This is a genomic window from Mesorhizobium sp. USDA 3734 (assembly GCF_056279665.1).
The window spans coordinates 5218012-5240424 of record NZ_JBWCCW010000001.1 but is presented as its reverse complement, the minus strand read 5'-3'; the positions used below and the strand labels follow the sequence as shown (position 1 = coordinate 5240424).

At 56.8% G+C, this 22413-nt stretch carries 13 protein-coding genes and 6 pseudogenes; 15 read left to right on the top strand and 4 right to left on the bottom strand.

The features are described 5' to 3' along the window. Positions 1-93 precede the first annotated feature (93 nt). The 7 genes and pseudogenes from ACZ89F_RS25090 (at position 94) to ACZ89F_RS25060 (ending at position 9965) form a co-directional block, all read left to right on the top strand. Positions 94-1683 (top strand): ABC transporter substrate-binding protein, encoded by a 1590-nt coding sequence (locus ACZ89F_RS25090; RefSeq protein ID WP_476094694.1) that lies wholly within the window; start codon positions 94-96, stop codon positions 1681-1683. Between the two features lie 5 nt (positions 1684-1688). Next, a complete protein-coding gene (locus tag ACZ89F_RS25085) occupies positions 1689-2666 on the top strand; it encodes an ABC transporter permease (RefSeq protein WP_476094693.1) in 978 nt (325 codons plus the stop codon). Then, positions 2663-3547, top strand: a complete 885-nt coding sequence (locus ACZ89F_RS25080; protein ID WP_476094692.1) for an ABC transporter permease — start codon at positions 2663-2665, stop codon at positions 3545-3547. The genes ACZ89F_RS25085 and ACZ89F_RS25080 overlap by 4 nt, the downstream gene beginning before the upstream one ends. After that, positions 3544-5223 (top strand): dipeptide ABC transporter ATP-binding protein, encoded by a 1680-nt coding sequence (locus ACZ89F_RS25075; RefSeq protein WP_476094690.1) that lies wholly within the window; start codon positions 3544-3546, stop codon positions 5221-5223. Before ACZ89F_RS25080 ends, ACZ89F_RS25075 begins: the two co-directional genes overlap by 4 nt. 110 nt (positions 5224-5333) lie before the next feature. Further along, a complete protein-coding gene (locus tag ACZ89F_RS25070; protein ID WP_476094689.1) occupies positions 5334-6620 on the top strand; it encodes a CapA family protein in 1287 nt (428 codons plus the stop codon). A gap of 410 nt (positions 6621-7030) precedes the next feature. Further along, the gene (locus tag ACZ89F_RS25065) at positions 7031-8515 is read left to right on the top strand and encodes a carboxypeptidase M32 (RefSeq protein WP_476094688.1); all 1485 of its coding nucleotides are present in this window, start codon (positions 7031-7033) and stop codon (positions 8513-8515) included. Positions 8516-8767: 252 nt separating this feature from the next. Beyond that, a pseudogene (locus ACZ89F_RS25060) lies at positions 8768-9965 on the top strand (M20 aminoacylase family protein). 160 nt (positions 9966-10125) lie between these two features. On the opposite strand, the pseudogene ACZ89F_RS25055 reads toward ACZ89F_RS25060, so the two are convergent. Then, positions 10126-10302, bottom strand: a pseudogene (locus tag ACZ89F_RS25055) (IS21 family transposase); the annotation flags it as partial. A gap of 149 nt (positions 10303-10451) precedes the next feature. On the opposite strand from ACZ89F_RS25055, the gene ACZ89F_RS25050 reads away from it, so the two are divergent. From ACZ89F_RS25050 to ACZ89F_RS25040, 3 genes and pseudogenes are all read left to right on the top strand, one after another. Beyond that, positions 10452-10772, top strand: a complete 321-nt coding sequence (locus tag ACZ89F_RS25050) for a hypothetical protein (RefSeq protein ID WP_476094686.1) — start codon at positions 10452-10454, stop codon at positions 10770-10772. 144 nt (positions 10773-10916) lie between these two features. Further along, positions 10917-11272 (top strand): annotated as a pseudogene (locus ACZ89F_RS25045) (IS110 family RNA-guided transposase); the annotation flags it as partial. Between the two features lie 368 nt (positions 11273-11640). After that, positions 11641-11840 (top strand): annotated as a pseudogene (locus ACZ89F_RS25040) (dimethylarginine dimethylaminohydrolase); the annotation flags it as partial. 22 nt (positions 11841-11862) lie between these two features. Here the strand turns inward: ACZ89F_RS25040 and ACZ89F_RS25035 are convergent. From ACZ89F_RS25035 to ACZ89F_RS25025, 3 genes are all read right to left on the bottom strand, one after another. Next, entirely contained in the window at positions 11863-13269 is a 1407-nt protein-coding gene (locus ACZ89F_RS25035; protein WP_476094685.1) for a hypothetical protein, read from the bottom strand. Positions 13270-13611: 342 nt separating this feature from the next. After that, positions 13612-14637: a class I SAM-dependent methyltransferase gene (locus ACZ89F_RS25030; protein ID WP_476094684.1), complete on the bottom strand. Its 1026-nt coding sequence runs from the start codon at positions 14635-14637 to the stop codon at positions 13612-13614. Between the two features lie 227 nt (positions 14638-14864). Next, entirely contained in the window at positions 14865-16124 is a 1260-nt protein-coding gene (locus tag ACZ89F_RS25025; protein ID WP_476097370.1) for an ATP-grasp domain-containing protein, read from the bottom strand. A gap of 708 nt (positions 16125-16832) precedes the next feature. Between ACZ89F_RS25025 and ACZ89F_RS25020 the strand changes: the two genes are divergently transcribed. The 5 genes and pseudogenes from ACZ89F_RS25020 (at position 16833) to ACZ89F_RS25000 (ending at position 22085) form a co-directional block, all read left to right on the top strand. Continuing rightward, a complete protein-coding gene (locus ACZ89F_RS25020) occupies positions 16833-17654 on the top strand; it encodes an SAM-dependent methyltransferase (RefSeq protein ID WP_476094682.1) in 822 nt (273 codons plus the stop codon). 219 nt (positions 17655-17873) lie between these two features. Further along, complete coding sequence (locus tag ACZ89F_RS25015; RefSeq protein ID WP_476094680.1) at positions 17874-19037, top strand: IS110 family RNA-guided transposase; 1164 nt, start codon at positions 17874-17876, stop codon at positions 19035-19037. A gap of 630 nt (positions 19038-19667) precedes the next feature. Next, positions 19668-20354: pseudogene (locus tag ACZ89F_RS25010) on the top strand (Rossmann-fold NAD(P)-binding domain-containing protein); the annotation flags it as partial. After that, positions 20354-21222 (top strand): annotated as a pseudogene (locus ACZ89F_RS25005) (arginine deiminase-related protein). The pseudogenes ACZ89F_RS25010 and ACZ89F_RS25005, both read left to right, overlap by 1 nt. A 59-nt stretch (positions 21223-21281) precedes the next feature. Beyond that, on the top strand, positions 21282-22085 hold the full coding sequence (locus ACZ89F_RS25000; protein WP_476097369.1) for a dimethylarginine dimethylaminohydrolase family protein: 804 nt from the start codon (positions 21282-21284) through the stop codon (positions 22083-22085). The last annotated feature ends 328 nt before the right edge of the window (positions 22086-22413 follow it).

Sequence of the window (22413 nt, the reverse complement as noted above, 5' to 3'; positions counted from 1 at the left end):
AACTAGTGATCAACGCGTCAGGAAAAAACGTCGACCTGATGTATAGGTTACTGGCAGTGCAGAGGGACCATAATAGCAACAATGGGAACACCTATGAAAAATCGCAACCCGGTTCGAACGCTAAAACGTACATCTGCGGCAGTTATATTTTCGCTATGTGCGACGAGTGCTTTTCCCGCCGTGGCTCAGGAATTGCGCGTCGCTACTAACTACAAGCTGCTTACGTTAGATCCCCACTACGCGGAATTGAACGAGAACACGTCACTCCTGTCGCATATGTACGAGCGTCTCGTATATCAGGACGAGGGTCTCAACCTAAAGGCGCAATTGGCGACCGAGTGGAGGCGGCTGTCGGACACTCAATGGGAGTTCAAGCTCCGCAACGACGTTCGGTTCCACGATGGTTCTGCTTTTACCGCGCAGGATGTGGTCTACACGATCGAACGAATTCAGAGCTTCCTGAGGCCTCCGAGCGGCGGCTATCAGGCCAACGTGAAGCCGATTAAGTCCGTTTCGACACCCGATTCCTTGACCGTCTTGATTGAGACACATGACAGTGTCCCAACTCTGCCACGCATCTTGTCTACCATTTTCATTATACGTCATGAAACTGATGGCTTCAGAACCACTGAAGAACTCGATACAGGCGCCTTGCCGGTGGGAACTGGACCATACAAGTTTGACAGCTGGCAATCCGGCGAAACACTGAAGCTAGTCCGAAACAACGATTATTGGGGTGATCGGCCCGCATGGTCGGAAGTGACGTTCCGCGCAATCCAAAGTCCCGCCGCGCGAGTCGCAGCCTTGATGGCCAAGGATGCCGATGTTGCGGATTTCATTCCGGCGCGCGATGTCGAGGGATTGGAGCAGCGAGGGATGACGGCGGAAAGTGTCAGTGCTGCGCGCTCGAACTTCCTGCAGTTCGATTTGGGACGCGAAATGCTGTCGGGCGTAACCGATAAGGCTGGCAATTCCATCCCGAACCCATTCCTTGATGTCCGTGTGAGGCGGGCTCTGGCAATGGCAACCGACCGAGGGTTGCTGGCAGACAAGATTTTGCTCGGTTACGGCACAGCCGCATCACAGTTCTTCGCCAACGGGCTACCAGGCACCTCGCCAAAGCTGGTTCCACAACCGCCCAATTATGCCGAAGCAAAGGCGCTACTAGCTGAGGCCGGGTTCCCGGATGGGTTCAATCTGAGCCTGGCCGGTACTGTAGGGAGGTACCCCGGAGACGCTGAGTCTTTGCAAGCGATTGCACAGAACTGGGCGAAGGTGGGAGTTGGCGTCACGCCGAATGCTGTGCCTTTCTCCGTGTACGAGCCGAAGAGGGCAGCGGGCGAATATGCCGTGTGGTACGCGGGCTGCTCCGGGGAGGCGGCTGAAGTCTGTCTCGATGCGGTCGTCGCCTCACGTGACAATGCGCGAGGTACCGGCTTTCTGAACTACAGCGGTTACCGCAACCAAGCCTTCGATGACATGCTCGCCAAGGCGCAGACAATCGAACTGGGCACTGAACGAGATGAGGCAATCGCACGTGCGACTGAGTTCGTGATGGCCGACCAACCCATTATCCCACTTTACCACTTCCACCATGTCTCTGCCTACGGCGAGAAGGTCGCATCCTATACGATGCATCCTCGTGGATGGACGACAGCCATGCAGGCTACGCCGTCGGAGTGAACACGATGGCTATGACAAACTTTGTTCTGGGAAGGCTTTTACAAGCCTTCTTTCTCCTTCTTGTGATGTCGCTGATCGGCTTCGTTGGCATCCACGCCGCCGGCAATCCAGTCTACCAGATGGTCAACGTGGAAACCGCATCCGCCGAGCAGATCAGGCAGGCGACGATCGCTATGGGTCTCGATCAGCCACTCTGGGTTCAATATGTTCTGTTCCTCAAAAATGTAAGCACCGGAAACTTCGGCGTATCCTATATTTATCATCTGCCCGCTTTCGAGCTGGTTCTGAGCAAGCTTCCCGCCACTTTCGAGCTTGCTCTTTTCGCTATGCTGCTTGCTGCACCGATTGGAACGGCCTTGGGATTGTTTGCAGGCCGATGCCCCGGCTCAAAGCTTGACGGTCTCATCCTGCGGTCAAGTGTTTTCGCTTTGAGCATTCCTTCGTTTTGGCTGAGCATGATGCTCATCTTTTTTGGAGCCATTCTTATGGGTTGGTTTCCCGCTGGGGGGAGGGGAGAAACGTTGAGCTTGCTTGGTCAGAATTGGAGTTTTCTGACGCTCGACGGGCTCAGGCATCTTGTTCTTCCCGTCATGGCACTTGCGATACCGAATGTCGCACTTATTGCCCGGTTGGCGAGGTCGGGCACGATAGAAGTCGAACGCACCGATTTCACGCGATTCTGCAGAGCGAAAGGGCTTTCATCCGGCCGAATTCTGTTCCGGCATACCCTTCCGAATATCAGCATCCCAATCGTGACAGTACTCGGGCTCCAATTCAGTGGCATGCTCGCATTTTCGGTTGTGGTCGAAAGCATCTTTGCTTGGCCAGGTATCGGAAAGCTCCTCATAGATTCTATACAGTTGGTTGATCGGCCGGTGGTTATGGCAACTCTAATTTTCATTTCATCAGTACTAGTTTTTATTAATGCTTGTGTCGACATTCTATACTCCATTCTCGATCCACGTGTGAGGGTATCAGCATGAGGTTATTCTTTCCGGCCACATTCCTGCGGATAGTCGACATTTCTTATCGCCGAGCGTTATCAATCCCAGTGGTAATACTGGCATTCTATGTTTTGGCAGCCCTTGCCGCGCCGCTCCTTGCTCCTCAGAATCCCTATGATCCGCTTCAGATCTTTGGATGGGAGGCGTCTTACCCTCCCGGTTCTATAGGAAGTGGCGGATATCGATATCTGCTTGGAACGGACGGCCTTGGGCGCGATATCGTAAGTGGCATCCTCTACGGCTTGCGCATCAGTCTCGTCGTTTCCCTCATCAGCGCCAGCATCGCTGCATTCATCGGTGTCACTGCGGGTGTCGCCGCCGCCTACTTTGGCAAATGGGTTGACGCAATCATCATGCGAGTGGTCGACCTTCAACTCTGTCTGCCTACCATGTTGGTCGCGCTCATCGCGATCGTAACATTGGGGCCCGGCATCGACAGGATTATCCTCGCTCTCATCATCGTGCAGTGGGCCAGTTTTGCAAGAATTACACGCGGTGTCGCATTGAGTGAGACCGGCAAATCCTACATAGATGCCGCCCGGCTGATGAAACTGCCCTCCAGACGTGTCATCCTACGCCATCTTCTTCCCAATTGCATCGCCCCAGCGATTACGCTGATACCAATCGAAATTGGTGGCGCAGTCGCGCTGGAAGCTACGCTGTCCTTTCTGGGGCTGGGAGTTCCCATAGATAAGCCTTCTCTCGGCTCGATGGTGGCCAGCGGATTCCAATACCTTTTGACCGGCCAGTACTGGATCAGCTTTTTCCCCGGCCTAGCGTTGTTCGGTCTCATCGCGAGCATCAACTTCGTCGGTGAAGACGTTCGATCCGACTTCGATCCAAGGAGCAGTTCGATATGACATTTGAGAACAGTACACTGCCGTTGCTCCAACTAAGGAACCTCTCAGTGAGATATCCGGCGAAGACCGGATCGATGACCGTGATCGAGGACATAAGCTTCGACCTGCAGCGCGGCGAGATTCTTGGCATCATCGGCGAGTCGGGTGCTGGCAAGTCCACGATAGCTAATGCCATCATAGGTTTGCTCGATCCCAGCTTTGAGGTGCCGGCAGGAGAGATCCGATTCAATGGAAATGCAGTTGTGAATGGCTGGAGGCGCGAATCCTTGCGAGGGCGCAAGATTGCCAGTGTATTTCAGGATCATACGGCTTCGCTTGATCCATTGATGACGGTCGGCGCCCAATTAGCAGAAACTGTTCTTGCAACAAATCTCAAAGCCACGCGGCGGGAAGCCAAAACTCTTGCAATTGAGTTGATGGGGCGTGTGGGAATACCGGACCCCGATCGTCGCTACAGTAGCTATCCCCACCAGCTCTCTGGTGGACAAAGACAACGGGTCGCGATTGCCATTGCGCTGGCCGGTTCACCCGAAATCATCGTTGCTGATGAGCCGACTTCAGCTCTCGACGCGACGGTCCAGATGCAAATCCTGAAACTACTCCGCCGGCTGGTTGATGAAGAGATGCTCTCCATCATTCTCGTTACCCATGACATGGGCGTTATTTCCGAAATTGCCGACCGGGTACTTGTGATGAAGAATGGTCGGGTGGTCGAGGAAAATACCACTTCGTCGCTTCTTGATTGTCCTAAGGACGATTACACGCGCAGCTTACTTGCCGCAGTTCCTCGGCTTTGGATTTCTGAGGGTGCACCTCAGCAAGATGTGAACGAGCAATCCGAGGGTCGTCGCCATCAGCCGAAAGTTTGTGAGGGGGACGAGCAGGCGCCGATCCTCATTGTCGACGGGGTGTCGAAGGCATTTGGTGCTCATTCACAGCGATTCTTCGGAAAGAGATCAGCGAAATTCGCTCTGCAAGACGTCAGCCTCCGCTTGGCATACGGTACCGTGGCAGGAGTTGTCGGGGAGAGCGGAAGTGGCAAGACGACAATCGGACGCATCGTGGCGGGTCTCGAAACGGCGGATGCCGGAAAGGTGGTGCTTGATCGGGACGAGTATGACATTTCGCGTCGCAGCAGCAAAAGTGGTCTGCTTGGGCGTGTCCAAATGATTTTCCAGGATCCGGCCGACTCTTTGAATCCGAGAATGACAGTTGCTGATACACTCGCTGAGAGTGTCCGATTTGGACTGAAGGCACAGCCGGACAACAAGGCCCTGAGTGTTGGGGACATGATGGATCGCACTGGTCTCCCTCGAGCTCTTCTCAATCGCTATTCGCATCAGATTTCTGGGGGGCAGAAGCAACGCGTATGTATAGCAAGAGCACTACTGGCCAGCCCAAAAATTGTGATAGCCGATGAGCCAACCTCGGCACTAGATATGTCAGTTCAGTCGGAAATAATTGCCCTTCTAAAGCAGTTCGTGAAAGAACAGCGGTTGTCGATGTTGTTCATTTCTCACGACCTAGCATTGGTGCAAGACTTATGTACATACGTATATATAATGAACAATGGCTCGATTGAGGATTTTGGACCATCAAAATACATATTCTCGCAGTCAGATAATCCGTATACACGCAGTTTAATAGAGGCACGACCCCGAAGATTTATACACTAGCGAAATCTTTGCGTCGCCTAGCTCAATAGACCGTCTTATCCGATCGAGCGCATCACCATCTTGATTCTTCAGCAAACGGGCAGCCAGTCGGTGCCCGAGAAAGGGAACTTATGCCTAACAATTTCACAGTGGCCATAACCGGACAGTCTCTCATTCACCACGATCTTCGACAGGTTTCGGATGAGGGCTTTGCCGCAATTCAAGAACTGATCCAGAAAGCCGATGTTTCGTTCACGAATTTCGAGACCACCATTCTCGGCCGGCACGGTGGATGGCCGCTGAAGGGTTCCTATTTTGGCTGCTCTTCAGCTGTCGTCTTAGATAGTCTGAAGGATATAGGCTTTAACGCACTGGCGCTTTCCAATAACCATGCATTCGATCTCGGCCCTTCCGGGGTGTTGTCGACGCTTGAGGAAGTTGACGGACGAGGTTTTCTTCATGCGGGAATCGGTGTCGATGGCACGGCCGCGCAGCAGGCAGGGGTCAAGGAATTCGGCGCGAGGAAAGTTGCCCTCGTCGCGATGGATGCCGGGCCCGGACCAGCCATAATGTACGCTGATGACGCTGCAGACGCCCGTCCCGCTCGACCGGGCGTAAACAAGCTCGACGTCTCGCGGGTGTTTGAGGTCGACCACAAATACTTTGAGACCCTGACCGCAATCCAGGAAACCTTTCATAGCAACCTCTCGGACCTGGTCAACTACGCGCAGCCGAACGACCCGCCCGAACTAGTATCTTCCGACGACATCGACTTTTACGGGACAATTTTTCGTAGGGCGCCGGAAAACTGCCGCAGGATTGTCGTCGACGAGGCAAGCCTACAAGGTCAACTCGCCACGATTCGCAAGGCCGCATCAGACGGTGCTTTTGTCATTGCCTATCTGCATCATCACCATTGGGAGCTGAGTTGGCGCGAGGTTCCCGGGTGGGTCCAGTCTTTTGCGCGATCCTGCGTAGATGCGGGCGCTAACGCGTTTGTCAGCCACGGCGCACCGGTGCTGCAGCCGATCGAAATTTACCGTGGAGCACCGATCTTTTTTGGATTAGGCAACTTCATATTTCACAGCAAGTTTGAATGGAGTTCGCCCGACGTTTGGAAAAGTGTCGTCGCGACATGCAGCTTCGACGGCAACAACCGCTTGCAGTCAATCGATCTCGTTCCAATCGTGATCGGCCGGGAACAGCGGCTTGGCAGCAACGGCTATCATGAGCGCATTGTGCCCGTGCCTGCTTCAAAAGAGCTGGCTTACGCTATGCTCGAAGATTTATCTCGATGGTCACGAAAGCATGGAACCAGAATTGCGCCGGAGGATGCCCGGATATTGTGTTCGACAAATGACGCCCCCGATCAGACCTTGCGGAGCCGGCGGCGGATCGATGGTGGCGTTCGACGATGAAGTGGCTGCGATCATTTCGAGTTTGCGGAAAAGCGGCATCCCCCATGGCGGAGCTCGAGGCGGCGGCGCCAAACAACCCCGTGTGCATCAACGCCGGAATGTCTGTTTCTTACATGGTCTTCATGCCAAGGCCTCTTGTAGGAGGTCGACGCCACCCGGCCCGACGTTGTTTTCGAAGAGCTTCCTCCACGGCGGTCGCCGGCCATGGCTCTCTTCAGTTCGGCGCCAGCAATGAGCATGATTGCCCAGCCGACCCTCGCGCGCTTCCCATCCGCACGTGTGCGAAACTTGGACAATGCGTTCCACAGCGCCGCCGGGCCCTGTTTGTGGGGCCGATGGCGGCAAGCTCGACCGTCCAATGCCTATCTACCGTGCTGTTCCTTCCCTGCACCACAATGATTGGAATCACCATGTCCTTCGAAAAAATCGACCAGCTTTGCCGCAAGCTCGAAGCGCTGGAGCATTCGCTCGCCATTCTGAGTGCCGACGAGGCGACTCATATGGCGGTCGGAGGCGGCGAGAAACGGGCGGAGGCGATGTCGGCGCTGGCCGGCATGCATCACGCGCGGGCAACCGCGCCGGAGATCGCCGACTGGATCGCGGCTGCCGAACAGGAGGCGCTAAACGAGGATCAGCAGACCGCGCTCCGCGAATTCCACCGCCAGTACACCAACATGACCTGCCTGCCGACCGAGTTCGTCGAGCGCCGGACCACGGCCCGCCTTCGCTCCGAGCAGCTCTGGCGCGACCTGCGCTCGAAAAACGACTGGCCGGGTTTTTTGCCGGCGCTGGAGGGCATCGTTGCGCTGGTGCGCGAGGAAGCGCAGTTGCGCGCCGACGTGCTCGGGCTGGATCCCTACGATGCGCTGATGGAGCAATACGACCCCGGCCACCGCGCCGCCGACATCGCGCCGGTCTTTGCCGAGCTGAAAACCTTCCTGAAGGATTTCGTGCGGGAGGCATTGGCGGCAGAGGAGCAAAGGCTTGCCAAACATCCGCTGCGGCCGCTATCCGGCATTTATCCGATCGAAAAGCAGCGCGAGCTTGGGCTGGCCATAATGGCGGCGGTCGGCTTCGATTTCACCCATGGTAGCCTGTCGGTGTCGCACCATCCGTTTTGCGGGGGCGTGCCGACCGACGTGCGCATCACCACGCGCTACAAGACCACGGATTTCCTCTCGGCGCTGATGGGCGTGCTGCACGAAACCGGCCACGCCATGTACGAGCAGAACCTGCCCAAGCAATGGTCGCACTGGCCGGTCGGCAAGGCGCGCGGCATGGCCATGCACGAAAGCCAGAGCCTGTTCGTCGAAAAGCAGCTTGGCCGCAACCCGGCCTTCTGGGAGTGGGCCCTGCCGCTGGTCGAGCAATATCTCGGCGAGACCTGGAGCAAGGCGGACATTCTCGCCCATGTCCACCGGGTCGAGCGCGGGCTCATCCGGGTCGACGCCGACGAGGTCACCTACCCGCTGCACGTCATCCTGCGCTTCGAACTGGAACAGGAGCTGGTCAGCGGCAGGCTGAAGCCCGTGGACCTGCTCGAAGCCTGGGATGCGAAGATGCGCGACTTCCTCGGCCTGTCGACCATCGACACGCCGCAGGACGGCCCGATGCAGGACATGCATTGGCCAGGCGGCGCCTTCGGTTATTTCCCGTCCTACACGCTCGGCGCCATGATGGCGGCGCAGCAATGGGCGGCACTGGAGAAGCTGCATCCTTCTGTGGACGATGAGATTGCGAAAGGAAATTTCGACACAGTCACCCACTGGCGGCGCGAAAAAATCTGGTCGCAAGCTTCGCGGTATTCGACACCGGAACTGATGGAGTTAGCGACGGGAGAAAAGCTCAACGCCGCCCATTTCACCGCGCATCTGAAGGAGCGGTACGGGGCTTGACAGGCTCATCGTTTCAGGCCGGTGCAGCCCTCACTCTTACGGCCGCGGAACTTCGTCTTCTCCTGCCCAGCGACGGTCGGGAAAGATCTCCGGCCGTTCTCGTGCAGTTTGACGATATTCTCCAAATGATGCCGAAGTGACGCTGAGGTGGGCTGCAGATGGCGTGCCGTATGAGCTTCCACACCAAGCTGGCTGCATCCGCGTCAAGCCGGCCTTATTTCCCTGATCCCATTGCAATGGAGAAACATTCATATGCCCACACTCGACTTGATCGATCGCTTCGCTGATGAGCTGACGGCTATTCGGCGCGATCTCCATGCGCATCCCGAGCTCGGCTTTGAGGAGGTACGCACCTCGAAGGTCGTGGCCGAGAAGCTCGCAACGTGGGGCATTCAGGTTCATCGCGGCATTGGTCGAACGGGGATCGTCGGTATCCTAAAGGGTCGTGGGGAAAATGGGCGGAGCATCGGGCTCCGTGCAGATATGGATGCATTGCCTATGGATGAGGCGACCAACCTGCCGTACCGATCCACAATTCCAAACCGCTTTCATGGTTGCGGCCACGATGGACATACCGCAATCCTTCTTGGCGCGGCGCGCTACCTGGCCGAGACACGGAATTTCAGCGGGACTGTCGTGTTCATCTTCCAACCGGCCGAGGAGGGGCTTGGCGGCGCCCGCGCGATGCTAGCGGATGGCCTATTTGAGCGCTTCCCATGTGATGAGATCTATGCTCTCCACAACTCGCCGTCTCTTGAGCCGGGTCAAGTCGGGGTCTGGCCGGGAGTCGTCGGGGCAGGTGCTGATTTCTTTGACATCACTATCAAGGGTCGCGGGAGCCACGGTGCGGCTCCGCACGAGGCCCGGGATCCCATAGTCGTGGCAACGGCTCTAGCGCAGGCCTTACAGAGCATTGTGGGTCGGAATGTTCATCCTATCCAGCCAGCTGTGTTGTCGATTACGCAGATCAACGCTGGCTCCGCTTACAACGTCATTCCAGAGCATGCGACGCTCGCTGGCACCGTCCGGGCGTTCGCAGATGAGGTCCGCGACCAGATACGTGATCGAATTGGATTAATTGCAGCAGGAATGGCCATGAGTTTCGATGTTGAGATCACGGTCGACATCCGCGATATCTTCACTGTACTTGAGAACAGCGAAGAGCATGCGTCTCGCGCTTGCCGACGTTGCTCGCGAGGTGGTTGGTGAGGACAAGGTGCTGATGACGCCCCGACCGGGGATGGGTAGTGAGGACTTCGCCGACATGTTACGTGCTGTTCCGGGCGCTTACTGCAATCTAGGCCATGGTGGTGATGTTCCGTTGCATAATCCAGGTTTCATCTTCGACGACGCAATCTTGAGCACTGGTGCAAGCCTTTTCGCCCGATTGGTAGAAATACGTCTGCCGCTCTGTGATGGAGCTAAGCCGTGCCAACGTGGAATTGCATAACGTAATACGGAGGTAGGCGGGAATGGTCATAAACCGGATGATTTCGATAGTGTGAACAGCCAGCAGGAGTGAAATCGGCCGATCAAAAACTTGCGCGGCTCGTCGGCTTCCGTCGTACGCCTCCGGCGAGGCTTCCGATTACCGATTTGCAGCAGGTAAGCGGCGAGCGTGGGTCTCGCGGCGGCCTGCTCTGCGATGGAAGACGCGCTTCCTTCTCGATGCGGCAAGCTGTCGCCCGGCTGATCGACGCCTTGGCGGCGGAGACCTCGATGGAATGGTTTTGTCGGTACTTCATAAAAAGCCTCGTCTGATGATCGGTTACATGGCGACCCGGCACAACGGTGATTCTTCATTATCAGAAAATCACCCACGCTACTGGCCAACCGCGATCATGAGACGCCGAAAAATTGCGCCGCGGCGGGAATCTAACTTCGGTCGGGCTACGCCCTCCCTTCGTCACACCCCCGCCGCCGAGTCTCATCCTAATTGACTCTCACCTTGATTGTCGCCGCGCACCAAGTCACGGCCAAGGATCGTTACGCGCGGTCGCTGAAGGCGATTTGGCGCTGGTGCAAGACCTATCGGCACCTGCCGCTCAAGCAGCAGCACGAGCACTATGCCTATTACGGGATCACGGGAAACGCGGAACGTCTGAACTGCTACCACAATCAGGTCGGGCGCATCTGGAAGCGATGGCTGGGAAGCCGGAGCCAGAAGGATGCCTTTACCTGGGCCCGAATGCAGGGACTACTCGAAAGGTATCAGTTGCCGCCAGCCAAGATTGTCCGTCAGTGGCGCAGTCCATGAGCGAAACTGGCATGTGAGGAGCCGGATGCGGGAAATCTGCACGTCCGGATCTGTGGGGGTGGGGATCGGCAACGACCCCGCCTACCCGACAAGGTCGTGGTGTTCAACGCCACGAGAAGGAGAGGACGGCAATTGAAAGATACTATGATCGGGGTGGACCTGGCAAAGAACGTGTTCCAGCTTGACGGTGCGACAATGACGGGTATCTGAGTCCGTAAGAAGCTGACGCGGTCACGGTTCCGGCAGTTCATGGCATGCCAACCGCCTGCTGTGTGTGATGGAAGCATGCGGCAGCGCGAGCTACTGGGCCCGAGAAATGCGTCAGGCTTGGCTACGAGGTGAAGCTGATCGCAGCTCAATATGCGCGGCCCTTTTTTGTCAAACGGCAGAAAAACGATGCTGCCGATGCGGAAGCAATCGTCGTTGCAGCACAGCGTCCGGAGATGGGTTTTGTACAGCTGAAGTCGGAAGATCAGCAGGCATGCGCTGTGTTGTTCCGAGGTGGGCCGCCGATGCGTCGGCGGGGAAGGCCGGGCTCGCGCACCGCCGGTCCTTGCCAAAAGCCATGAAAAACGATGGCACCCATGTCCTTTACGCAGGCCTGACCGCACAGCTTCGCGGGACGACGAATGAGGTGAGTTCGCGAGGGTTGCAGTTCCGTCGCATCACAACGACCAGGACGCTCCCGAGATTTATTCCGCCTCATTCTTCTGATCCCCATCAAGGCGACGCCCAAGCGCCGATGTCGTAGAGAAGCATGAACCCCGCGAAAGACCTCACCCGCCGGCGAAGCGGAAGCTCGACAAGCGCTGACTCCACCTGTCGAATAGAGAAGCAATCCTCGGACGCGCAGTGTAGGGCGAGCCGCCTCATCCCGGAAGGCGAAGAGCTTGAGGCGAACGTGTTGCGCGTCAACGACATCGTCATGGTCAGCGCGGACTACCCGCGCACGATCGAGAAGCTCGAAAAGACAAGTCACAAGGTTGTGCCTCTGAAGACCGCGAGATCGAGAAGATCCACACCGGGCTCTCCTGCATGTCGCTGCGCTGGTACCGGGACGGCAAGTAGACATACCAACGAGAAATACGAATTACCTCTGATCTGACCCCTGAGCGAGCCAAACTGGGCGATCCTCGAATGCCGTGTCCGTTGCAAGCCGCTCGCATAGCGTTTGCCACAGGGGATCGCCGGTGAATGCTGGTAAGCTGCCCCATGCCTTGCTCAAAGTCATCCCGCCATAGGAGCCGATCAACTGCTCAAAACAGGACGAACCAGATGGGGCAATCAGACTGAACGGGTCGATGAGGCCGGGTGCGATCGTGCGATGTCCCCACATACCCGGCTGTTCGTCGGACTCTAGCGAGGCGGTTAAGCTGCAATGTGCAGGTGACGGAAAGTCGGCAAGGGCAGACAACAAGGCATGGCGCATAATTGGATAGTAGACAATCTGGCGCTTACCGCCGAGCGCCCGCAGTCCAGGAAGTACCGACGTCACCAAAAATGACAGGAACAGACTGGGTATGATCTCACCCTCATTCAAGGATTGGACAAGCGCGTCGGGTGCGCATCGTACCACGAAGGTCCCGTCTGCATTCAACAGCTGGCCGTCGTCCAACCGCAGGGGAAAGATGCGCCCCCCTGACAAATGCCAAAAGAAGTCGGTTGTCGTCTTCGCCCAGCCGCCCCATTGGCCGCAATCAACCGACCTGAAGTGAGTAAGCAGCCTCTTCGCAAAAGAGCCTGCTCCAAACAGCGTTGACGAAAGCCATGAGGACGGATCGCGAAGATGCTGGGCAACAAGGTCCGCCACGTCCAGATCGTCAATTTGCAGCAACTGTAAGTTCGATGCGAAGAAGCGGTGCCAGAGGCACTGATTGGCTGCCTTGATAGCATCGGCGGCCGAGGGAAATTCACCATCTGGCAGGGCCCTTTGCAATTGCTCGACCAATTCGTTCGCATCGGTAGTTTGTTCGGAACTCGTCAGAGCAAACCGCTGCGGCGCATGACGTCCGCAAACACTGAATGGAATCATTTTACTCCGTGACAGCCCGAAGACATTGAGGGTTCGATGACCCAACCACAGCCAACCGGGTCCTTTCTTAGCGCTTTCGGTGAATTTTACGGTGGAAGGAGAATACAACAAATACCAGCTGTCTTGATGGGAGCGAAGCCCAATGGCACTAAAAATATGCGTATAGAACGCGTCGGGTTCAAAAATCAGATGACAATGTGGGCCGGTCTGAATGACCGGTCGGCTGCGAAGCTGTTTACCGAGTTTCTCAATCTGCTGATGCCGATAACCCAGACGTAAGGCGCGATCTGCAAGTAGCAGTTCCATCTGCTCCAGGGCGTGCGTACGGACAGGATCGGCAACGGTTGGTTTCGCGTCATAAACGGCATGCGCATACCTAGACGTTGGAAGCGTCGAGTACCGCGAAATGTATGGCATAAGCCACACCAACGCTTCGGCTACGGGCTTTGGAGACGATGATTTCATTGCATATCATCCGGTGGTTTTTGGATTATCGTTCTGATGCCGACAGATGAGAATGCCGGCGGGATGATCGGCACCATTGCCTGAACCGCTGTCGGACATCCGCGATCGAGGATAGAGCCGAAGAGAGCAGCGTTCCCCGACCATATGCGGACCGAACGGCAGTCATCACAAGCATCACGATCCGTATGGCATCGTAAGTCGCCGGTCGAATGCGTCCGCAACAAGGCCGGCCCCGCCGCTGATCAAAACTCAACGTCAGTCCCCACACCGGCAATAAAGTGACTGGCTGCTCGCTGGTGGCATTCAAGTAATGCGGACGCAGCGGTCCTTGAACGGCCTCACTCATGTCGTAGACGCTTCCGAGCGTCGGAACGGTGGTAATTCAAAGGCTAATCCCGGCAGCGAAGCGGGAGCTTCTATGTAGACATATTCATTTGGAATGCAGGGCGGGGCCATCGCCGAGATTAGGCGCCGCAGATTGTACGCGCTGTTGCTGGCAGCAAGCGTGTAGAAATTGCCGCAGTTCCATGTCACGCATCCATATTTGAAATGCGCGACCAATGCTTTTGATATATCTTCAAGCGTTGTCTCGTTGAGGTTCATCCGTTTAAGTATGACATCATTTTTCTTTTTGATATCGTCGGGATTGAAGAATCGCGCTTTATATCCGTGATCTTTCTGAAGCTCACGACGCAAGTATTCCTTAGTGTCATCTTGCTTGAATTTTTCTAAGAAGAGAAATATGCCGTCGTCTTTCAAATGACGTTTCACGAAGCCAATCTGGGCCATTCGATTGGGCGAATACATTTGAAACGTCGTATCCTCCAAGATGATGTCGAATCCGTCGGAAAAATGCGTGAGTCCCGGCGTCGTCACCATTCGGCTCCGGGTCAAGTGATGGAATGGGCCGAGGAAGAACGTCGCATGTGGGGGTCGTCCGTGAAGAAAGAAGCTCTCCTCGTTTTCCTTATTCGGACTGCACGAAAGGGTCTGAATCTTCCCGTTGCCCAACTTGGCTAGCGTTCGAGCGAGTGTCCCTTCGGCGGCGCCCAGTAGATAGAATCGAGCCAGGGGATCATCATTCCCAGTACCATATCTTAAGAACGCATCCCCAAGGCGAATGTCCTCCTCGAGACGATAAGGGATACTGCTAAAATAATGAGGGCCGAAACGGCCCCAGATCTGGCGATGCACATCGTTGAGGCCTACCAGCGCCACATCCCCCTGGAAAAGGCGCGGATCAATTTGCGGCACTTTGGTCGGAACTCCTGATCGTCCAGCAGCGGTAGCCGAAAAAAATTCGGCCATTTCGTTCAAACGTGGTGCCTTATCGCACTCCATGAAAAATTCTCGCATCTGCTGTTCCATTTCGCTTGCCCCGGGGAATTGCTCGACGCCTCCGGCAGTGCATGAATGACGCTGCCGTTCTAGATGCCTCGATCGAGAAGAAACGCTATTCTTGCTGCGCTTATGGCATCGGCGTCCTCCACTACTGTCCATCACGAAAGAGGCGGCTGTCGCCACAAACGAAACCAAGCATCATCATCGACCTGCGACTCTCTCGTGCTCTCAATTTCACCAATGTTCGGCGACGATCATCTCTTGCCCGGTCCCAAAGGGGCTACAGGTTGTTCCTCTCCACCAGTGGTCGGAAATGGCGTGATCGACCAGCTAATTAAGTCGACGGCACGCTGAAGTATCGTCTCAGCCTGAGCTGGGCTTGTTGAAACGGCCCTGACAAATCCCATAAAGTCTCGGCCATCGCCTTTCCTGACGATCGGCCCCTTTGGTTCGGCGTACAATTTAACATCAGCCACACCTGGTATAGCAGCCGCCCGACTGTCGCCATCGATCCAATCGAGGATGCCATCGCGATCGGGAAGTAGGCACCGCCAGGCCGCAGTGTGCGAATGCCTCTTACGCAAATCCCATTCCTCGCCGATGACAAGCTTGATGTGCTCGGTGACGAGATCGACACCGTAAGCCAGCTGAATCGTTTTAGGACCGGCAGCAAGACGCGGATTGACTTCAATGACGACTGGGCCAAGCCTCGTCCACAGGAAATCAATATTCGTTGGCCCCCAGCCAAGGCCGAGAGCTTGCAAACAGCTCAGCGAAACATCGGCGATACGCCTATGCTCGTCATCAGTCAGCGGGGCAGGAAAGATGCCCTCACGAAAGACGAAATTCGGTGGGGGGCCAAAGTCAGCAGCCTCAATCCCAATGACCTCATTTCCCATTATGTAAGCGCAATAGAATGGGCCTTGTGCGAATTCTTCGACCAGTATCCTCGGCGAAGACCGCCAGATGTGCTTCCCGCCCAATAGATAGGTCGTATGTTCGGACAACTCATCGACAGTGCGGCACAATCGGACACCGCTGCTGCCGGTGCCGACGGCTGGCTTGAGAATGACCGGCAAGCCGATTTCCGCAGCAGAGCTTTCTACCTCCATCGCATTCCCTGCCAAGCGATAAGCAGGTATTGGAACGCCGGCCTTCGCGAGGAGCTGACGTTGAGTAAATTTGTCGCAGCATCGTTCAATCGAGGCAGAGTTCGGTCCCGGTAAATCGAAATACCGGCAGAGCTCGCCAACTGTCGCATAGACCTCCTCCCTGGCGCTCGTAATCCCAACAATGTTATAGGTCGCACGTAGTCGGGAACATTCGCGGATCAGCGCATCGAGATTGTCTGTATCGACACGGAATGTCTCAATGCTTTCCGCCGCAAGATAGTCGTGCTGAGCTGGATCAGCTGACAGGGTAATTGGATGAAGGCCAAGACGATGGGCCGCTTTGACGTAAAGCGGACCATTGGTCCTTGTACCTTCAATCAGGATGAGCGCTCTTCTTGCCATTGGCGTTGACCCTCCGTTGCGGTGCTTCGCATCAGCTTTTTCAGCCGTGCCTGACCTCAGATTTGTGGTGAAGGTAGCATTGTCAGCGATCTGTGGTCGCAAAGATTTTGTAAAGTTATTAAGAAGGATCTGTTGCAATTGTATTGTGGTTAGCCGTCGTGAGGCACGTCGTATCGACGGTCCGGAGGAGTGCAATTATCAATACGTCAAATGGAGTACAGGAGGACACTCGGTGAACACTGCTGCGTCGCGATCTCGACAAACCGACACTGAGTACAGGTACCCGGCGCATTCCCACAATTTGAGCAGTATTGTAGGCAACTTAATTAGCGGTGGAGACGGTCTCAGAGCGTTTCCGTGCCTTGGTACGAATCTTGCTGCTCCCTCTTCGGGAACCGTAATACTCATTCGCTCTTCACACAGGCTTGACAGGGAGCTCTACAATCCGTGCGCTAAAGACTTTATCTCACGTAGCTTGCGCAACGTGGCCGTTGTGAAGCTTGAGCCCGAGCAAGAACAGATTGTGGCCCTTGGTAAGGTGTTCTGAAAGCTTTGTAGCTCACACGCTTGAACTGGCTGTTCTCGATCGTTGTTCGCGATGAGATCTTTGGCTTTTGTTAATCGTCGATGACCTCTGGGAGTATCAAATTGAACAAAATAAAATCACCCTCTCACGCAAATTCTAAAGTTCCCGGGTGGCACTTCACAATGATGCGCGACACCGCACGAAATGCAGGAATAGAGGCCGCTATTGCTTCTGGTAATGTCATAGGGAAAACTATTGTTGAAATCGGAACGGGGGCTGGTCTTCCGGCGATGCTCTTTGCGAGATATGGGGCTCGAAAGGTATTGTCATGCGAGATGGATGAGAGAATTGCTGACACGGCGCGGGAGATTATCCGGGCCAACGAATTGCAGGGTCGCATCGAGGTGATTGCAAAATCCTCGAGGCAAGCAATTCTAGACGGCGATCTTCCTTCGGAACCCGACATCATTTTCACAGAGACATTGGACGCTGGAGTTATTGGCGAGGGATATGAAGTGATCGCGGAAGACATTCGCCAGATCGCAAGTCCTACCACAGTTGTTATGCCGAATTGGATCCAGCAATTCGGTTTCCTTTGCACTGACGTACAAGCTTTCGAGAAAAATTCCGTGTTTGATCAGTGTGGTTTCGATCTTTCTGGTTTTAACTTATTTGCCGAGCGTTCATATTTCTTGGTAGAGAAGACGCAGCATGATCCGGTATGTCTCTCGCCAACCGTTCTTTTCAGGAACTATGCTTATTTAAATCCGAATGCTTTGGATCCGGTAGAACACCATATCATAGCCCACAGTTCCGGCCTCTGCCACGGAATGACGTCATATTTTGACGCCCATTTTGGGAAGTTTCTTGTTACTTCAAGAGACCGGAAAAGCCATTGGCAGATGGCTTTTCACCCTTTACGAGAACCTATTCCGGTCGAATCCGGGCGGCATTACCTCTTGAGGGGGGATAAAACTGGGTCAATCGATTTGGTTTCGCTATGATCGAATATCCGAAACAAATTCGTATAATGTCCATTTCTGCCAACTGCCTGAAGCGCGCGGACGGCGACGAGCGATGTTTGAATTGATGGTAGTGGCTTACCCAAGAAAAGCGTAAACGCCAGACGGGGTCGTGTCCAATTAGGTAGATGCTATGGGGCGAGCGGCGAGGGTGTGGCATCCTTCGGCGCTGTCAAAACCACCATCAGAAGGAGGCGCCCCATGTCGCAATCTTTTGACACGAGCCGGTCCCTTACCGCTCTCGAACAGGATAACACGATCATCGCCGTCATCGAAATGAGCAAGGCGAAGTGGCTCGTCGCCGCGCTTGTTCCGGGTCTCAAACGCCAGCCGCTGAAGAAGATCGATGCCGACGCCCCAGCACTGTTGAAGCTGCTGCAGCGCTGGCGCGACGAAGCCGGCCGGGCCGGGCATACGATCAAGCGGATCGCCGTCGCCTATGAGGCGGCCGGCGACGGCTTCTGGCTGGCGCGCTGGCTGCGGGCGCACGGCATCGATGCCTATGCCATCCATCCCTCGAGCGTTCCAGTGTCGCGCGAGCACCGCCGCGCCAAGACCGATCGTCTCGACACCGAGCTTTTGATGCGTGCTTTTCTCGGCTGGCTGCGCGGCGAGAAACGTCATTGCTCCATGGCTGCGATCCCGACACTCGAAGAGGAGGACGCGCGGCGGCCGAACCGCGAGCGGGGGACTCTGGTCGGCGAGCAGACGCGGCTCATCAACCGCGTCAAGGCGATCCTCGCCCGCTTCGGGGTCCGCAGCTTCCGGCTGAGCCTGCGCCAGGCGGCGGACAGGCTGGAGAGCATCCGAACGGCGGAGGGAACGCCGCTGCCGGACAACACCCGCGCCGAGCTCTACCGCTTCCTTGAGCGCCTCAACCTCGTGCGCGCGCAGATCCGCGCCATCGAACAGGAGCGCCTGCGCCGGCTGGCGGCGGCTCCGGCTGCGGCGAACGGTCACGCGATGGTTCGCCTGCTGGCGCGGATCATCGGCATCGGCGTCGAGACCGCCGACATGCTGGTTCACGAGATCCTGTCGCGCCCGTTGCGCGACCGCCGCGCCGTGGCGCGCTATGCCGGGCTGACAGGGTCGCCAGACGAGAGCGGCCAACGCCGCCGCGAGAAAGGGCTGGCGCGCGCCGGCAATGCCCGCGTGCGGCGCGGCATGATCCAGTTGGCGTGGCGCTTTCTCCTGTTCCAGAAGGACAGCGACCTGGCCCAATGGTTCCAGGCGCGCACGAGCGACGGCCGCAAAACCACGCGCAAGACGATGATCGTGGCGCTGGCACGCAAGCTGCTGATTGCGCTTTGGCGTTTCGTCACCGCGGGCGAGGTGCCGCAGGGCGTCATCGTGCGTGCGGCGTGATGGAGGCACGTGGGAAGAGGGAGAACAAGGCACACCCCAATTGGCGGGCCCGCAGCAGGGTCTGCCGATGACGATCCGAGGTGGCGGCCACCCGAAGCTACACATGGTCCTTCGGACCGCCGGCGTAGAATGGGCCCCGCCGCCCCGGAGCTTCGCCACCGATGCGCATGCTGCATCATGGTCAGATCCCACTGCGATCTACCGCATACAAGTCTGCCGCGCGACCTTCGCGCCTGGCTCGGCGAGCTCGCCTCGGAAATCTGTCGTCGGCATTTGGCCCCCACTGGAAACGGCTCACCCGACCCGGCAAAGCCTGCCGCGTGCTCGTGACCGTCAAGGACAAGTCGCTTCGCGATGGGAGCCTGCGGCCCACCCTTGACCGTCACTGCGCGCGGCGGCCAGTTCGAAGCCAGGTCGGCACGAGGAGATGGTCGCCAATCGGCCCGAACGAGGAGATGAGGAAACGAACCAGGAGCAAGCTTGACAATCATCGCCCCATACAGGTGTAGCTCCGCGGTTTTGAGCCGCGCGCGAGCGCGCCGTTGATAGTGCTGTAGATGCTATGGGGCGAGCGGCGAGGGTGTGGCATCCTTCGGCGCTGTCGAACCGACCAAAAAAAGGAGCGCCTACGCGCGTACTGTGGCCATGATCGGCAATGGGGCGCAGTCGGAGCATTCAAGGCAATCCCTGGTATCGATCGACTCGCCTCTGCGACATCGATCCATCGGCCACGCGCCGCTGCGTGAAGAGCCTCGCCGGCATGGGCCTGGAATCGCCGCCTGCGCCTCCTCATAAGATGGGGTCGAGGGGCCGAAATTGCGGCGGCCGACAAGCAATACGCCATGATCCTCACCAGCAACATGGCCGGGCCCGGTATCCACATCAACGCAATCGGGGCGATTGTCCTGGCCAGACGGAGTTGCACCGCGATATCCTGCTACGGTCTGATATCTTCCTGGAATACCCGCCCCAGACTCGGATCGAGGGCTAGATCCAACAATTCGACTCTGACCACCCGGTTATCGAACTCTGGCAGGTCATCGCCGGTAAGGCAGCAGACCGCTCGGATGAGCGCCCAGATCACGCTGTTCGATTCCGTCGGCTTCGCCATTGAGGACTTTTCGGGCCCTGCACTATGTCCCCGACTGCCTGGAGAAGACTGGCCTCTACGAAGAACTCGATCTTCTCCCCGATCCGGACGAACCCCGCGACTTATACGGCATGATCCTGCGCACCGCCAAGCCAGCTCCAGTGATGCAGCGGAGCCGCGCATTGGGACGAGCAGAGTATCCGTGCAGGCGCCGAGGGCGGTCGTGATGATCCGCGCTCGTCACTTCACACCGAACCCGGTCAATGCGGCAGACAATGCGTTCAGCCGCGCGACGAAAGGCGCAATCCCGATGATCTGGTCGCTGTGGCATATCAAGAAGTCACGCGTATGGCACAGGGCCTCGCTGATGCCGGATTACTGTCCACCTCTACGAGGAGCAGTCGGCCGCAACACCCGCCTCAGTGATGCCGAATGACTGGTTTTCCACCCACTCGGGCGGACATGTCGCGATCTACCCGATGTACTCGGAAAAATCGAAGACCCGACCGCCGTGCGAGTACCGGGGTCAGGACGTCATCGATTACCGGTCTTGAGAAACACAGGGTCTTGCTCGAAGGAACCGGTGCGATGGTGCTCGATCACATCGATGCATACGTGGTACGTTCCAACAGGGAGAACGAGGTTGCACTCCAACGGTTCTGCACGCACCTCAATTTCGAGCAAATGATCTTTGATGCTGTTGATCGCAGCGGCAAACCACTCTACCACACCAACGTCCTGATGTGCATCGGTACCTGATTTCGCATTGTTAGGGGATCAGTCGATCCCTGACTCCGGACGGCGGCAGGAAATCGTTGCGAGGCTCGAGGAAGCCGGTCGTCTGGTCATCGAGCTTTCGATCGAGCAGATCGAAAGTTTTTGGCGGCAACGCCATCGAACTGGAGGTCAGGTACGGTCGTATCGTCGCGCTGTCAGCGCGAGCGCATGCAGCCCTGCAGCCGGAGCAGATATTGGCAATCGAGCAGCCGCGAAACTATTGTCGTTCGATGTTTCGACAATTGAACTCGCGGGGGATCGATGAAGCGCATGCTTGCCGGGATTCACTTGGCGCGGCGTTTTCCGCAAACTGCATAGATATCGTCACGGCCGAGCAAGCCGGATAGAGAAAAGCACGGGAGCAAAAGGACATGGAAATGTCGCAGCCAAGATCAGTCTATCGGTTCAACTCCGCAATTGTTCGCGAACCCTCCACCTCTGTGCTCAACGGCGTACGTGCCGACGATCGGGGCGGCCCGACCTACGAAGGCGTCAAGACCGAGCATGACGCATATGTTGCCGCCATGCGGAATGCAGGTGTCGAGGTGACCGTTCTTCCGCCCCTTGAGGCATTTCCGGACTCCATCTTTGTTGAAGACCCGGCGCTCGTTTTCAGCGAAGGCGCAATCCTGCTCCGTCCTGGAACGCCAACCCGGATTGATGAGATCGCGGAGATCGCACCGATCCTGCGCGAGATGTTCGAGACCGTGCTCGAACTGCCTCCCCCGGGGCAGGCCGACGGGGGGGATGTGATGAACACGCCCAAGGGCATCCTGATCGGCCTCTCCGCGCGCACCGACCAGGCCGGCGCTGACGGGCTTGTCGCATGCATCGAGCAACTCGGCGGAAAGGCCCAGATTGCTGAGACTCCGAACGGGGTTCTGCATTTCAAGACAGCCTCTTCGCTGCTTGACGATGAGACCGTGATTGCGACCGCTGCACTCGCGAACGCTGCCGTGTTTAAGGATTTTGACAAGATTATCGTCCCGAAAGACGAAGAGCCCGCGGCGAACGTCCTTCGCGTCAACGACATTGTCATGGCTAGCGCGGGCTACCCGCGCACGATCGAGATGCTCGACAAGGCGGGCTACAAGGTCGTGCTTCTGAAGACTGCCGAAATCGAGAAGATTGACGCCGGGCTCTCCTGCATGTCGCTGCGTTGGTACCGGGAGAGTAGGTAGCCCGTTCCGATACCGCTCATCACCCCGTGTCCGCGTTTTGGAGTTCGCATGGTGGGCATCAACACGGGGACAAACCGTAGGAGCTGACGCCATTCGCTGGCATCAAGGAAAGCGGGAATTCTGGCGAAGGAATACGTCGCGCCATTCTGGAGTACACCGAACTCAAGCACGGCTGCATGCGGAACTGTATCGCGTTGGTGGCTGCTGGAAGGGCGTCACGGACTTCGCTGTTCAAACGAGCCACCGGTGGCGAGCGGTTGACCGCGGCCGGCGCTGAGGTCGTGCGAACGTCGCGGTGCTGAACTCGTAGAACAGCGCCACTTGCATC